9 protein-coding genes are annotated in these 14,377 nt (G+C 32.5%); 6 read left to right on the forward strand and 3 right to left on the reverse strand.

The window, feature by feature from the left end; translation table 11 throughout:
- The first annotated feature begins 137 nt into the window (after window positions 1-137).
- Both ACN0TY_RS08020 and ACN0TY_RS08025 read left to right on the forward strand, forming a co-directional pair.
- Window positions 138-5,165: a translocation/assembly module TamB domain-containing protein gene (locus ACN0TY_RS08020; protein WP_417444051.1), complete on the forward strand. Its 5,028-nt coding sequence runs from the start codon at window positions 138-140 to the stop codon at window positions 5,163-5,165.
- Complete coding sequence (locus ACN0TY_RS08025; RefSeq protein WP_417444052.1) at window positions 5,166-7,442, forward strand: BamA/TamA family outer membrane protein; 2,277 nt, start codon at window positions 5,166-5,168, stop codon at window positions 7,440-7,442.
- Window positions 7,443-7,469: 27 nt separating this feature from the next.
- Here ACN0TY_RS08025 and ACN0TY_RS08030 read toward each other — a convergent pair whose 3' ends face one another.
- From ACN0TY_RS08030 to ACN0TY_RS08040, 3 genes are all read right to left on the reverse strand, one after another.
- Window positions 7,470-7,841 (reverse strand): DUF1304 domain-containing protein, encoded by a 372-nt coding sequence (locus ACN0TY_RS08030; protein ID WP_417444053.1) that lies wholly within the window; start codon window positions 7,839-7,841, stop codon window positions 7,470-7,472.
- A 197-nt stretch (window positions 7,842-8,038) separates the two neighbouring features.
- Entirely contained in the window at window positions 8,039-8,506 is a 468-nt protein-coding gene (locus tag ACN0TY_RS08035) for a hypothetical protein (RefSeq protein ID WP_417444054.1), read from the reverse strand.
- A gap of 148 nt (window positions 8,507-8,654) precedes the next feature.
- A complete protein-coding gene (locus ACN0TY_RS08040) occupies window positions 8,655-9,530 on the reverse strand; it encodes a sugar phosphate isomerase/epimerase family protein (RefSeq protein WP_417444055.1) in 876 nt (291 codons plus the stop codon).
- Between the two features lie 206 nt (window positions 9,531-9,736).
- Between ACN0TY_RS08040 and ACN0TY_RS08045 the strand changes: the two genes are divergently transcribed.
- The 4 genes from ACN0TY_RS08045 (at window position 9,737) to ACN0TY_RS08060 (ending at window position 14,377) form a co-directional block, all read left to right on the forward strand.
- Window positions 9,737-10,825, forward strand: a complete 1,089-nt coding sequence (locus tag ACN0TY_RS08045) for a sensor histidine kinase (RefSeq protein WP_417444056.1) — start codon at window positions 9,737-9,739, stop codon at window positions 10,823-10,825.
- 3 nt (window positions 10,826-10,828) lie between these two features.
- Window positions 10,829-12,148, forward strand: coding sequence for a sigma-54-dependent transcriptional regulator (locus ACN0TY_RS08050; protein ID WP_417444057.1), 1,320 nt, complete (start codon window positions 10,829-10,831; stop codon window positions 12,146-12,148).
- Between the two features lie 429 nt (window positions 12,149-12,577).
- Complete coding sequence (locus ACN0TY_RS08055) at window positions 12,578-13,867, forward strand: Glu/Leu/Phe/Val family dehydrogenase (protein ID WP_417444058.1); 1,290 nt, start codon at window positions 12,578-12,580, stop codon at window positions 13,865-13,867.
- A 99-nt stretch (window positions 13,868-13,966) separates the two neighbouring features.
- Window positions 13,967-14,377 carry a GreA/GreB family elongation factor gene (locus ACN0TY_RS08060; RefSeq protein ID WP_236959688.1) on the forward strand — a complete coding sequence of 137 codons (411 nt, stop codon included), beginning with the start codon at window positions 13,967-13,969 and terminating at the stop codon, window positions 14,375-14,377.

Here is a 14,377-nt window from a genome sequence, read left to right on the forward strand (position 1 = left end):
TAATAATTTAAAATACCAGACGGCATTCTTAGATTATAAGCGCTAATTTAAAGATGTTATTTTAAAATACTTTTATAATTATTCTACATACTACAACGTATCTTTGTTTTTAAACCTCAATTATATGAGGAATATCTATGCCGCAAAAACAGAAATTTATAAAATCACGTTTCCTTAGAATTGCACTGAGAATAGTTGCAATTCTATTGCTTTTATTCTTTGTGCTCGTATTGGTAATTAGAAGCCCTTGGGGACAGAATTTAATTGTAGGGAAGGCGGTTAATTTTCTGTCTAACAAAATTGGTACAGAAGTAAAAATAGAAAAGCTTTTTATAACGTTCTCGGGGAATGCATCTTTAAATGGTTTTTATATAGAAGATGAAAAAGGAGATACTTTGGTATACTCCGAAAAACTAGAGCTTTCTACCTCTTTACTGCCATTAATTCAAGGAACGGAAATAGATCTTAATTTAGTAGACTGGTCAGGTTTAAAAGCTAATATTGAGCGCGATACTCTAGGGAGATTTAATTTCGATTATATTGTAGATGCTTTTGCTTCCGCAGATACCACCCAAGTAGACACAACCTCAGGATCTATGAAAATTAGCTTGGGGAAAATTAAATTAGAAGCTATCAATCTTCGTTATAATGACCAATTAACAGGAATAGATTTAGAAACTAAATTAGGGGAGTTATTATTAGATGTTGATGTTTTTGATTTGGACAAAATGAGATTTGAGGTTTCTGACTTTGAATTTAATGATGGTACTATAAACTACACACAAGGAATACCTTTTGAAGAAGATACAGATACCACATCTACAGCTACAATGCCTTTTATTAGGTTTGATAATGTAGATTTTAAAAATGTAGAAGCGTATTATAATGTCATTGAAGATAATACAACGATGGCTGTTAATTTAGAGGCTTTGTCTTTAGAACTTCCTAAGTTAAATCTTAATTCTCAAGAAATTGTTGTGGACAAATTTATTCTTGAGAAGACAAAATTCACCTATAATGATGCTAGTAAATTTATCAGTGTAACAGATACTATTCCTAGTTCTTCTCCAACCGAATTTAATTGGCCAGATTGGAAAATAACAACCAACAATATTGAAATTCAAGATAGTGAGCTAACTTTTATAATACCCACAGATACAATTGTTCCCAATGGTTTTAATGCTAGTAATTTAGAGTTAAAGCAACTTAATTTTGCTTCAGAGAATATTACTTATCAACCAGGAAAAGCAGCTGTTGTTTTAAATGAGTTGTCTTTTTTAGAGCATGGAATATTTCATCTTAAAGATTTGAATTTCGAATTGAGTATTGATGATAAGTCTCTAGGTATTAATGCACTACATGTTATTACAGGGAATAGTGACGTCACAGGATCTGCTACGATGAAGTATTCTTCCGTTGAAGATTTTATAAATAATTTTGAAGCTTCCGTTATGGATATTAGACTTCCTAATTTTAATATCAATATAAAAGACGCTTATTATTTTCAACCTGACTTAGCAGAGAATAAATATATAGATTCTTTAAGATCAAATAATATAAAAGGAGCTTTGACTCTTACGGGGACATTAGATAGTTTACATTTAAAAAACACTTCTTTAAATTGGGGAAAACAAGCAAAAATAGCGTTAAATGGAAGCATCAAATCTCCAACTAATGCAGATAGTCTTAAACTATACATACCAGATTTTAATATAAAAATGCAAAAGCAGGCTTTGGCTAGCTTTGTAAGTGAAGATTCTTTGGGTATTTCTATTCCAGATTCCCTGAATTTAGCAGGAAGTTTAAATGGAGGTCTTAATAATATAAATACTAAAGCGGTATTAAAAACTTCCGATGGTATTGTAAAACTGAACGGTAAATATAGCGATGAGCAGAAAATTGCTTTTGATGCAGATTTGAATGTCGATCAACTACATTTAGGAAAAATTCTTAAGAATGATGAAATTGGAGCCCTTTCTTTTAGGGTGAAAACTTCAGGAAGTGGGAATAGTATAAATACTTTGAATGCTAAATTAACTTCGGAATTTGATTCGTTAGCGTATGCTAATTATGATTTCTCAAAGCTTAAATTAAATGGTAATATTAAGAACGGAACTGGAGATGTAACTATAGCTTTTAAAGATGATAATTTAGACTTCAATATGGATACCCATATGATTTTAGATTCGCTGAACTCTAAGTTTAGTTTTTTTCTTGATCTTAATGGAGCCGATCTTTATAAGCTGGGGATTACAAAAAGCGATGTTCGTACAGGCTTTAAGCTGAAAGCTGATTACGAGGGTGATTTTTCTAATTTTATTCTCGACGGAAGTATTACAGAAGGAATAGCAATTTATCGTAATAAATCTTATAACATAGATGCTTTTAATTTTAATGCAGCACTAAAAGAGAATAGCACGCTCTTAAAGATCAAGAGTAATATGTTGGAAGCAGATTTAGAAGCGAATACAACTCCAAATGTATTAGCTCAGGCGTTAGAAACACAATTATCTAGTTATTGGGAAGCGAATCCAAATGTAACTTTAAATGATAGCATTGTATCTAAAAGGACAGCGAATACAACCATGAAGATGAAGGTGTTATTAAGACAAACACCAGCTTTAAGCGAGGTTTATTTCCCTAGTTTAGAGGAAATGGATTCTGTAGCAATAGTTGTAGATTTTAAAGAAGCTCAGAAAACAATCAATGCAGATATAAATGCGCCATATGTAAATTATAATAGTAATGTAATAGATAGCTTGCACCTTTATTTAGATGGTAAGGAAGAAGATTTAGTTTTTAATTTAGGGTGGAGTGGAATTGAATCTAATTCGATTTCTATAGATAAAACAGCGCTTAAAGGAACTCTAAAAGCTAAGAGACTGCTATTAGATTTTAATAGTAAAGCTGAAACAGAAAATTTAGTACAAGTTAATTCTGAAGTTCTTTTTAAAGGGGATACAATTCAATATCATATCGATCCGAGTACACTTATTTTAAATAGAAAAAAATGGGATATTCCTAATAGTAATGAGATTTTATATGCTCCTAATTTTATTGCAATTAAAGACTTCGTTTTTAGTAATAACGGTCAGGAAATAGCATTAATAAAATCTACAACTTCAGAAGAAAAAGATATAGTGGGAGTATCGTTTGATAACTTCAAACTCAATACTATTTTAAGTTTTTTAAATCCAGACGAGCCAATTGCAAAAGGTGTTGCAAAGGGAGTTCTTAATATTGAAGATCCTTTTAATAATGCAGGAATACAGGCAGATCTTAAGGTTACAAATTTAGAGGCTTTAAAAGTGCCTTTAGGAAATTTATCAATCAATGCTTCTTCACAAAATTATAGTGACTATGAGTTTGCACTTGCTTTAAAAGAAGGAAATATAGATTTAGATTTAACAGGGAGTTATATTGCAGAGGGCGAAGATTCTAAATTAGATTTAGACTTGCTTCTGAATGGATTAAAAATGAAAGCTATTGAAGGTTTTTCAGGTGAAGAAATTACAAATACTAAGGGAAGTATCAGCGGAAGAGCTAAACTAACAGGAACTACAGCCAATCCTATTTATAGTGGAAAATTAAATTTTGACGGTGTAGAGATGCTAGTAAATCAATTGAACTCTAATTTTAGTATAGATCAAGAAGAGCTCTCTTTTGATAATAATGGGTTTACTTTAAATAAGCTATCTATTCAAGATGAAGATAAAAACGTTTTTGTTTTAGACGGAAAAATTTCAACAGAAGATATTGCAAATCCTGCCTTCGATTTAACTTTAAAAGCAGATAATTTTAAAGTATTAAACTCCACAAGAGAGGACAACGATTTATTTTATGGGAATGTAAGTTTAAACACAGATATCACCATAAAAGGAGATTTAGAAGTGCCTCGAATAAATGGGAAACTAAAAATCAAAGAAGATTCTAAATTTACGGTAATCGTTCCTGAGTCAGAGTTAGATATAAACGAAAGAGAAGGAGTTGTTTTATTTGTGAATAGAAAAAATGAAAATGATATTTTAACTCGAAGAGAAGAGCAAACAACGGCGCCTTCTATGTTTGAAAATTTTGATATTGATGCTTTAATTTCAGTAGATAAAAATTCTGTTTTCCGAATTGTTATCAATGAGCGTTCTGGAGATAATTTAGAGGTCTCTGGTACAGGAGAGTTTAATTTCAAAATGGAAACGAACGGAAGGACTACGCTTTCTGGTCAATATGAAGTTGATAATGGACATTATGAAGCTAGCTTATACAACATTGTAAAAAGAAAGTTCGATATCTCTAAAGGGAGCAAGATTACTTGGAATGGTGATCCTTTGGATGCATCATTAGATATAAAGGCGATATATAATGTAGAAACATCGGCTTCTGCGCTTATGGCGACTCAGACTTCTAATTCTAGTAGTGATATTATAAATACATACCGACAGAAATATCCGTTCTTGGTTTATTTAAATATAGATGGAGAGCTTTTGGAACCAGAGTTAGCTTTTCAGTTGGATATGCCAGAAGATGAGCAAAGTGCTGCTAGCGGAAATATATATAGCGCTGTTCAGCAATTAAATGAGCAAGAAGAGGAGCTTAATAAGCAAGTTTTCTCCTTATTAGTTATGAATCGGTTTTTTCCAACCTCAGGAAGTGATGGTAGTGCAGGGGGACCTGCTTCTATAGCTAGAGACAATGTTAACGATGTACTATCAGATCAATTAAATACATTTTCAGACAAGATTTTGGGAGATACAGGTGTGCAGTTAGATTTTGGATTGGATAGTTATACAGACTACCAATCGGCTTCTCCACAGGAAAGAACGGAATTAGATATAAATGCTAGTAAAAGTTTGTTTGATGATCGTGTCATTGTTCAGGTTGGTAGCGAGGTAGATATTCAGGGGAGTAGCCAGACTTCGGATGGAAATGCTCCTGCCATTGGGAATGTGGGGATTGAGTATTTGGTAACTGAAGATGGACGTTATCGTTTAAGGGGATATCGAAAAAATAAATTTGAAAGTATTATTGATGGGGAGCTTATAGTTACCGGGATTTCAATTATTTTTAATAAAGAATTCAATAAGTTTAAAGAACTTTGGGAGCGTAAAGTCCGAGAAGAAGTAGCCAAAGAAAAGAAGTTAAAAGAACAAGAGCTAAAAGAAGAATAGTTGAAGAATTCATTTGTAAAATATAAAAAGATACTTTTCTTATTGATTTCCTTTATATGCCTAACTGCATGTAATGTAAAACGGTTTATTCCTGAGAATGAGGTTTTATATACGGGCGGAGATATTGATGTTACTACCGAAACCAAAATTAAAGATCTTGGGACTATTGAGGATGAATTGGATGGTTTACTCCGTCCTGAGCCAAATTCTAAATTATTTGGAGTTCGATGGGGACTATTAACACATTATAAAGCACAAAGAGAAAAGCCAGGCTTTATAAACAAATTCTTAAATAAGAAAATAGGTGAGGAGCCTGTATATTTATCTGATGTAGATGTTACTAAAACGGAAGATCTTATAAATAACCGATTAGAGAATCGAGGATTTTTTAAAAACACAATTACTTCTTCAGTAAATAAAAAAAAGAAAACTGCTAATACCCATTATGAGGTTACTTTACGAGAGCCATACCGACTAGAAACATATGAACTTGATAAAGACAGTTTAAAAATATACGACTCTATTCAGAAGTCATTATCAGAAACCGTCTTAAATAATGATACGCGTTTCGATCTAGCGAGTTTTAAAGAAGAAAGGTCTCGTATTGATGATTATTTAAAAGCACGTGGTTATTATAATTTTAATGAAGACTTTTTAATTTTTGAGGCCGATACAAATCAATATGAAGAAAAGAAATATGATCTTTTCCTGCGATTAAAAACAGAGACTCCAGAAAAATCTAAGATTCCCTATAAATTGAATTCGATTTCTGTGTATTCAGACTATTCAATAGAAAACGATAGTGTTCCCAAAGATACAATTAGTTATAATGGTATTGATTATATTCAAAGCACCGATTTTTTTAAGGCAAAGCGTTTAGCCCCTTTTATTTTATTTAAAAAAGGACAATATTATAATCCTCAATGGTCTAAATTTACTAGTAACCGATTGTCAAAAATAGGAACCTATAAGTATACAACGATACGTTTTGATAAAACAAAACCCTTTCAGGAGGGAGATTCTATAGGGCTTTTAGATGCAAAAATCTATCTATCTCCCATGAATAAGCAATCGGTAAGAGCAGAAATACAAGCCAATTCAAAGTCTAATAACTACGTTGGTCCCGCTTTAGCATTAACCTATACTAATAGAAATTTTTTTAATGGAGGAGAGATCTTTAATGTCTCTGCAAAGTTAGGTTATGAGAAACAAATTGGGGGAGGAGATGATAATACTGGAGCTACAAGTACACAGCTAGGATTAAAAGGGGACTTGATTTTTCCGAGGATTTTATTTCCATTTAAAATTGATTTCGGATTTAGATATGAAGTTCCAAAAACAAAAATTAGTGCCGGGATAGAATACCTTGACAGACAAGATTTATATACTTCAACATCGCTATTAACATCTTTTGGGTATACATGGAATGCCAATAAATATGTTTATCATGAATTGTCTCCAATAAGTTTTAATTACAGTAGCTTGTCTAATACTTCTGAAGAGTTTGATGAGCTTTTAGCTGATAACGAGTTCTTGGCGAACAGCTTTGAGCAAAAATTTATTGCAGGACTTACCTATAGTTTTATTTATAATGAGACTTCAGATACTGAAAAGAAAAATCCTATTTACTTTGCAGCCAATTTTGAGATAGCAGGTAATATTTTAGATTTAATTAGTGGAGAACCAAATGAAGATGGCGTAAAAAAGGTACTAGGATTAGAATATGCTCAATTTGCAAAAACAGATGTAGATTTTAGATATCGATATTCCTTAGGAAATGAGCAAGCTCTGGTGGCTCGTTTATTCGGGGGGATTGGTTATGCATACGGTAACTCTGTTAGTTTACCTTATTCTAAGCAGTATTATTCTGGGGGTCCTTTTAGTGTAAGGGCTTTTAGAATTAGATCTTTGGGACCTGGTACTTACCAATTAACAGATGAAGAAAGTAGTTCTTATTTAGATCAAACAGGAGATATACGACTGGAAGCAAATTTAGAATATCGCTTTCCTATTGTTTCTTTTTTAAAGGGAGCATTGTTTGCAGATGCAGGAAACGTGTGGTTACTTAATACAAATGATGCAATTCCAGGAGGAGAATTCTCATCTGGTTTTATGAAAGAGCTTGGAGTGGGTGTGGGAGCTGGACTGCGTGTTGATATTCAGAGCTTTGTAATTCGTTTTGATTTTGCAGCTCCAATTCATAAACCTTATGAAGATCGCTACAATTTTGATTTAAAAGACCCTATCTTGAATTTTGCTTTTGGATACCCTTTTTAATTCAGTGTGGATTTATAGTCTTCCTATTTAAAAATAGGATTTAGCTAGTAATAGAATAATAGTAATTACTGCTGGCACTGTTTGTACGAATAATATTTTTTTACTCGCAGTAAGAGCACCGTAAATCCCAGCAATAGCAACGCAAGCTAAAAAGAATAAAGCAATATTAACTCTCCATTCAGCATTATTAATAAAGAATGTCCAAATAAGTCCCGCAGCTAAAAAACCATTATAAAGTCCTTGGTTAGCAGCCATAGCTTTTGTTCTTGGGAATAAATCATCGGGAAAGCTTTTAAATACTTTTCTTCCTTTAGTTTCCCAAGCAAACATTTCAAACCACATGATATAGCAGTGTAATAATGCAATGATTGCAATAAGAATGTTTATTATATACGCCATGATGTATGAGTTATTTTCTATAAATATAACTTAAATTATTAAAGCAACTTCCATAGATTGTAAAAACAGGACGGATGAAATTGTAAATAGAGAGATAAGAAATAAAAATTTTTTTTGCTCATTTTTTGGTTCTAAATGTTAGTCAACTAGAGTATATGTTATAATATAATCGGATCTGATTGAGTCAAATAGTATAATTATAGTAGTGATTGGTCTGTGGGATTTAATTTTAATGCTGCTATTATTTTATTTTTATTAGGTTTTAGTGTTATAAAATATAAAATTAGAATGGTAGCAAAGATTAGAAAAACAAAGTTTAGTAATATAAAATAGCTAACGATGGCAAATAAAGTAGCTGCTTCAACCCAAGCATACCTCGCTATACAAGCAGATTGATAATTTGCAAACTTTTGCTTAAAGGGAAGATCTTTGTTGTCTATCCTGAGAATTAACCTATTGTATGTTAAGTTAGATAAGAAAATAGCAAGTATTCCTACACTAGGAACTATGTATAAAAAGGGATCGCTAGTATCTGAAATATCAATTTTTATACTTTGAATATTATAGAAGGCAATTCCGAGGAAGACTATTTGTCCAAATATTAATGCTGTATAAATGAGAGTAAGCGTAGCAAACGGAGAGTTTTTTGTATTAGTAGTTTCCATAGTTATTCAGAGTAAGTTCTTGGGTTTGTAAAAAATAAAAAATTAATGATCGGCTATCTAAAAGCTTATAGAAACTAATCTTGAATAAAAATACAGATTAGCAGATCTTTTAGATAGCCGATTGTTAATTAAAATGCATTAAAAAGGACTATTTAAAACCAAATGTTTTAAGTCCTTCATGGCTTACTTTAATAGCTTCAAGTGGCGTGTGATGAAAAGTCTGATCTTGTTCTACCATATAATATTTCATCCCAGAAAGGTCTCTTTTCTCCCAAATTCTTTGAAAATCAATTGTTCCTTCGCCTACAGGAGCAAATTTACCGTCTTTACTCATGTCTTTTACATGCCATAATTTAAAACGCCCAGGATACTTCTCGAAATAAGCAATAGGATCTGCTCCCGCTTTGGTAACCCAATATAAATCCATTTGGAAATTAACGTATTTAGGATCCGTTTTTTCTAAGAAATATTCTATAGGAACGATTCCATTTACATCCTTCTTAAATTCAAAATCATGATTATGATAAAGGAGTTGCAATCCTGCATCAGCACATTTTTTCCCAACGGTATTTAAGAAATTAATCATGAAATCTAAGTCTGGATCCATTCCCAGTGTCTTCGTTTTTTCATCATATTTAAAATGTCCCATTGGAGGAACTGGAATAACGAAATAGGTAAAGCCAGCAGCCTTTACTGCAGCAATTTCTTCATCGATGTTGTCTAATGTTGCACTTCCTTGGTGTGTGCTAATTCCTTTAAGTCCTTTTTCATCTAAAAGGTTTTTAAAGTCTTCAGGAGTCATGTTATAAAACTTTCCATCGCTATATCCAGCGGCTTCAATGTTTTTATAACCAGCTTTGGCAACAGAATCTAACGTAGCTTCTGTATTTTTACCCATATCATCTCTAAGGGTATAGAGTGCTAATCCTCCAAATTTGTCTCCACCACTTTGGCAGGACATTAATAATGCCGCAGAAGCGACTGTGAATGCTTTGAAAGCACCCATAAATAGGTTTGATTTCATAATAATTGCGTAAAATAGTTAGTATTTAGTACTTTCAAAAGTATAAAAATACTTTATAAGTAGTTTTTTTATAGGCGATAAATTAATAATTGTTTATTATTGGAATACATTTTTTAGGAATAATTCAATAACTATATTTAGGACAGATTCATTGTTTGTAATGTTAAATGATGAATTTTAAAACATGCAAATTACCATATATTCTTATGAATACAGTTGAAGATAAATTACGGGAAAGGATAAAGGAACTCACATGTTTATATGAGGTAACTTCCATTATAGTAAATTGTGATTATAGCCAGTTAGAGATCTCTCTACAGGCGATTACGCATTGTTTAAAGCGTGCTGTTCAATATGAAAATGATAGCTTTGTGTGGATTAAAACTGCCGATCATTTCTTGAAAGAAGGTGATTCCGTTAAAAATGCTGTTTATCTTAAAGCAACAATAAAGGTTTTTAATGAAGTTGAAGGAGAAATTGTAATAGGGTATCCTTCTGAAAAATTTTCTGAGCAAGATTTTTTAGAAGAAGAGAAGCAGCTCCTTAATAATATAAGTCTTGAAATAGGAAATCTCCTTGAAAGGAAACAGATAAGGGATAGTGAAACCCTCATGAAAAAGCAGATGGAGCGTACGGATCGGTTGAATATTTTGGGTGAAATTACAGCAGGAATAGCCCATGAATTAAATACACCGCTTACCAATATATTAGGTTTTACGGAGCTTTTGGAAGATGAGATAAAGAATGAACAGCATTTGCAGGATTTAGGAAGGATTAAAGAGAGTGCTATTTTCTCTCGAGAAATAGTAAAGAAGCTTATGTTTTTTGCTTGTGAAGTTCCTCAGCAGATGGAGAAAGTAGCTTTAAAACCTATTGTTGAGAATGTTTTAAATTTATTAAAGCCATCTTTTAAAAATAAGAATATCCAACGCACACTTGTTATTGAACCTTCAGAAATAGAAGTTGGTGCAGATGAGATTCAACTCACTCAGGTATTATTTAATCTTATAATGAATGCTATTTATGCTTCTCCGGAAGGGAGTACAATCGATATTATTATTAAAAGGGTTAATTCTGGAGTTCAAATAGAAATTATCGATGAGGGGGCTGGAATTCCTGAAGGGATTGAAGACAAAGTATATGAGCCTTTTTTTACAACTAAACCTACAGGAGATGGATCAGGATTGGGGTTAAGTGTTGTTCATGGAATAATAAATAGTCATAAAGGAACTATAAAACACTCTCCAAATACTCCAAAAGGAACTATTTTTACTATAAATTTCCCTGAAAGTTAAATCATGTCATACCAAAAAGAGAACATATTAATCGTAGATGACGATATTCATATTTTAGAATTGCTTCAGCGTCAACTAAACGCTTTAAATTTCTATATTTTTAAAGCAGTTTCAGTAAAGGAAGCTGTAACTATTCTAAAAGGAAATACAATCGATTTATTGGTAACAGATTTACAGATGCCAGAAGTAGATGGTTTTCAGCTTATAAAATATGTGTCTGAACATTATCCTAAGATGCCTGTTTTAGTAGTTTCAGGATATATTTCTGCTAAAGGTTCTTTGGAAATGGGGAAATCTGGAGTGGTAGATTATTTAGTGAAGCCTTTTACAAAAGAGGAGCTTAAAAATGCTATTGATAAATCGTTAGTGAATACCAAGCTTGTTAGAAAAGAAAAAATTGATTCTAAAACAGCTCCAAAGTATGATGAACTCATAGGGCAGTCTGAAGCTTTTAATGTAATAAAAGATATCATAGGGCGTGTAAAAGATATAAAGGCAACAGTACTTGTACAGGGAGAAAGTGGAACAGGAAAAGAGGTTATTGCTAGAGCGATTCATTATCATGGAAAGTATGCTAGAGCTCCTTTTATAGCTGTAAACTGTGGAGCAATCCCAGAGAATCTTTTGGAAGCAGAACTTTTTGGTTATGAAAAGGGAGCTTTTACAGGCGCTAATGAATCGAGAAATGGTTTTTTTCAAGCTGCAAATGGCGGAACTATTTTTTTAGATGAAATAGGAAACGCTTCTCCAAAAGTTCAAAATAGTTTATTGAGAGTTTTACAAGAAAAGGAAATCATTAGAGTAGGATCTCAAAAGCCTCAAGAGATAGATGTGCGGGTAATTGCAGCAACAAATAGTAATTTAATGGAGCTTTTTCGTCAAGAAAAGTTCCGTGAGGATTTATATTATAGATTAGCAGTTGTCGATATAAAATCTCCACCATTGCGAGATCGTAAAAGTGATATTCCATTATTGGTAGACAAATTTGTTAGGAAATATGGCTTGGAGTACAAAGACAGATATGTTACAATAAGTCCGAATGTAATAGATTTGTTTTTAAGATATTCTTGGCCTGGAAATATACGTGAACTAGAAAACTGTATCCAAAGAGCCGTAATTATGTGTGATAAAAGTATAGAATTATCACATGTGCCAGATACTTTAAAGTATAAAATAGATTTTCCTGAAGAAGAATTAGTCACCCTTGCAGAGATGGAAAAAAGGTACATTAAAAGAGTACTTGATTCTGTTGCTAATAATAAAACGAAGGCTGCAGAGATTCTAGGAATTGATCGAAAAACACTTCGTAATAAATTAGACTAATAATCTCTAATTTTTCAGTTTATAAGAAGTGCAATAGTACCTCTTCAATTTAACGTCAGAAAATACCCTGGGGCATTCGTTCCCACTTGGGGATTCCTTCCCCAATACACTTTTTTACATTCATTTATAAAAACAACATAACGTTATGTATTTCAATACTTTAATTCTTAAGTTAAAGTCTTTTGTTATTATTGGCACAGCTGTTGCCAAGTGTATTGTAGAAATATTTATAACAATGGAAAACTATAGCAAAAGTATATGCTCTACATGTAAATTTTTAAACAATTGCGTGCTTACATTGAATAAGCAATTTGTTATAACATGTAGTGAACATGAAAACAAGAACGATTATAGAACAGTCTTGGCAAGTTAATTTTTAAACTAATTAAGAAAGCTTACAGCCTTTATTAAAAATAGAAATACAACAAAATGGTTACAAAAGAAATAAATAAGAAAGCACCTCAGAAACAAGGGATGTTAAATAATGTGATGCGACAATTTAACCACGCATCAGATATTATTGATCTTAATAAAAATATCCGCAAGATATTAAGTATTACAAATAATGAGTTGGTTGTTCATTTTCCAGTAAAAATGGATAATGGAGATGTAGAGGTATTTACAGGATACCGTGTGCAACACAACAACGCATTAGGGCCTTATAAAGGGGGACTAAGATATCATCCTACAGTAGATATTGATGCCGCAAGAGCATTAGCAATGTGGATGACCTGGAAAACATCGCTTGCAGGATTACCTTATGGAGGAGCAAAAGGAGGGATACAATTAGACCCTTCTAAATATTCTACATCAGAATTAGAGAGAATTACAAGAAGATTTACCTATGCGCTAGGAGATAATATTGGTCCGGAATTAGATATTCCTGCGCCAGATGTAAATACGAATCCGCAGACAATGGCATGGATTTTAGATACGTTTATGTCTACAAAATCTCCAAATGAACGTTCTACAAATATGCATGTTGTTACGGGAAAACCTATTGGAGCTGGTGGTTCTGAAGGGAGAGATCGTGCAACAGGATATGGAGTGTTTTTATGTATTAAATTCTGGGCGGCTCACAACAAAGTGGATTTAAGCGGAAAGAAATTTATAGTTCAAGGTTTTGGGAATGTAGGCTATTGGGCAGCTCACTTTTTAGAGAATGAAGGAGCAAAAATGGTAGGAGTTCAAGATGCTTTTGGAAGTATTTCAAATGCAGAAGGAATAGATGTTGAGTCTCTATTTGCTTATAATAAGAGTCAAGGAAACATTGTAGGATTTAAAGATAGCAGTAGCCTTCCATCAGAAGATTTCTTTGCATTGGATTGTGATATATGTATTCCTGCTGCACTAGGAAACCAGATAACGGTAGAGAATGCATCAAGTATAAAAGCTTCCGTTATTGCAGAGGGTGCAAATGGACCTACAGATGTAGAGGCAGAACAGATGTTGCTTGCTAGAGGTGTAGATATTCTTCCAGATATTTTATGTAATTCAGGAGGGGTTATTGGAAGCTACTTTGAGTGGTTACAGAATAGAAATGGAGAGATTTGGTCTTTAGAGGAAGTAATGGAAAAGCTTGAGAAAAAGCTAAAGGAGTCTTTTACTAAAGTAATAAATGTTTCAGAAAAAAGAGGAGTAGATAGAAGAACAGCTGCTTTTATTATAGCAATAGAAAGATTGGAGCAGGCATATATTCAAAGAGGGATTTTCCCATAGGATTTAGATATAAAGTTTTAGACTGAAGAAAAGCATTTGCTATTACACCGAGCGTTCATGGTGTTTTAGCAGTTTGCTTTTCCTATAAAGCGTATAAAAATGAAGTATAAACAGTTAATCATAGAAAAAAAGGAATATGTGCTTTTAAAGCAGATGCTTAGCCTTTCCAATTATTATCAAGATGTAATATTTAAAAAATCTATTAAGCAATTAATGGATGAATTAGAGACTGCCATAATTAGTAATGAAACGGATTTACCTGATGATGTAGTTAGATTTAATTCTATAGTAAGGGTTTCTTTAGAAGGAGGATGGACAAAAGAATTTCAATTAGTAGTGGCTAATAAAGCCGACTTAAAGAACAATAAACTTTCCGTTTTATCTCCAATGGGAACCGCTGTAATGGGACATGCTTTAGGTGATGTTTTTTATTGGGAACTCCCTTCTGGCAAGAAAGAAATTACAGTAACATACGTTGCGCAACAAGAATTATCAAACATTAATAGCTAA

Source organism: Joostella sp., assembly GCF_048266025.1.
Lineage (GTDB): Bacteria > Bacteroidota > Bacteroidia > Flavobacteriales > Flavobacteriaceae > Galbibacter > Galbibacter atrarenae.

What these genes read in the sequence shown, in the direction of transcription:
- ACN0TY_RS08020 (WP_417444051.1), top strand. Translation starts at nt 138, where the DNA reads ATGCCGCAAAAACAGAAATTTATAAAATCACGTTTCCTTAGAATTGCA.
- ACN0TY_RS08030 (WP_417444053.1), bottom strand. Translation starts at nt 7,841, where the DNA reads ATGGCGTATATAATAAACATTCTTATTGCAATCATTGCATTATTACAC.
- ACN0TY_RS08035 (WP_417444054.1), bottom strand. Translation starts at nt 8,506, where the DNA reads ATGGAAACTACTAATACAAAAAACTCTCCGTTTGCTACGCTTACTCTC.
- ACN0TY_RS08040 (WP_417444055.1), bottom strand. Translation starts at nt 9,530, where the DNA reads ATGAAATCAAACCTATTTATGGGTGCTTTCAAAGCATTCACAGTCGCT.
- ACN0TY_RS08045 (WP_417444056.1), top strand. Translation starts at nt 9,737, where the DNA reads ATGAATACAGTTGAAGATAAATTACGGGAAAGGATAAAGGAACTCACA.
- ACN0TY_RS08050 (WP_417444057.1), top strand. Translation starts at nt 10,829, where the DNA reads ATGTCATACCAAAAAGAGAACATATTAATCGTAGATGACGATATTCAT.
- ACN0TY_RS08055 (WP_417444058.1), top strand. Translation starts at nt 12,578, where the DNA reads ATGGTTACAAAAGAAATAAATAAGAAAGCACCTCAGAAACAAGGGATG.
- ACN0TY_RS08060 (WP_236959688.1), top strand. Translation starts at nt 13,967, where the DNA reads ATGAAGTATAAACAGTTAATCATAGAAAAAAAGGAATATGTGCTTTTA.